Origin of the sequence: Paraburkholderia sp. BR10954, from assembly GCF_040965775.1 — a bacterium.
In the GTDB taxonomy this organism is placed as follows: domain Bacteria; phylum Pseudomonadota; class Gammaproteobacteria; order Burkholderiales; family Burkholderiaceae; genus Paraburkholderia; species Paraburkholderia youngii.
Window position 1 is genome coordinate 1 of the sequence record NZ_JBFRCK010000192.1, and the last position, 718, is coordinate 718.

General features: G+C 51.3%; 2 protein-coding genes. One reads left to right on the forward strand and one right to left on the reverse strand.

Annotated features, from left to right (window positions below; genetic code table 11):
• Positions 1-212 (forward strand): alpha/beta hydrolase family protein (locus tag AB4Y34_RS41800; RefSeq protein ID WP_368719299.1); only part of this gene is annotated, 212 nt, incomplete at its 5' end.
• A gap of 318 nt (positions 213-530) precedes the next feature.
• On the opposite strand, the gene AB4Y34_RS41805 is transcribed toward AB4Y34_RS41800, so the two are convergent.
• The coding region (locus tag AB4Y34_RS41805; RefSeq protein WP_368719300.1) for a hypothetical protein at positions 531-718 on the reverse strand (188 nt) is incomplete at its 5' end.

The window sequence follows — 718 nt, forward strand, 5'->3', positions numbered from 1 at the left end:
ACCACAATGTCGATCCGGCCTCCACCTTTGCGCTCGCCGACAGTCTCATTAAGGCGGGAAAGGAATTCGAAATGGTCTATGTGCCTGGTGCTGATCATGGAGCCCCCGGTATCTTCACCGAGCGTAAGCTCATGGATTTCTTCGTTCACAATGTTTTCGGGCAAGATCCGCCTAATTGGAATGCCACATCGACGCATTTTCCGTCGAGTTGATGATCCTTTATACTGATCGCCGTGACATTGAGTTTGTAGGATTTTTGTATAGTCACATTCAATCATTTACATTGGGCTCAGGACTGCTATTGCTTGCCTTCGTTGAACGCAAGCCCGCAAGATTCGTGTGGGAGACCGGCGCAGTGTCATCGCCGGTCGCTGAGCGTCGCCGTCGGTCAGGCGCTACGCCGAAAGCAGTGGGGTCAATGCCGTTGCGCGTTGGCGATCGTACTCGCTCTGGCGCTTGAAAAATTTCTCGCCTCAGCGGTCGTGGACCTGAGGATTGAAAGTGGCACGGCCATTGGGATGCCAACGAGATCATTCGCTTGTAGGGGTTATAAGCTGGAACCGCCGATTTTTTCGAAATTCTTCCAATTCAATAGTCGAACCTGAACAATCCGGAGAGCCTTTTGCAGCAAGGGTTTGAAGCGGAAAGTTGTTGATGCATTTGCAGGAACCTGGCAGATTATGGGTAGTTTCCTGCAAATTCTGTCGAGGTCTGGATG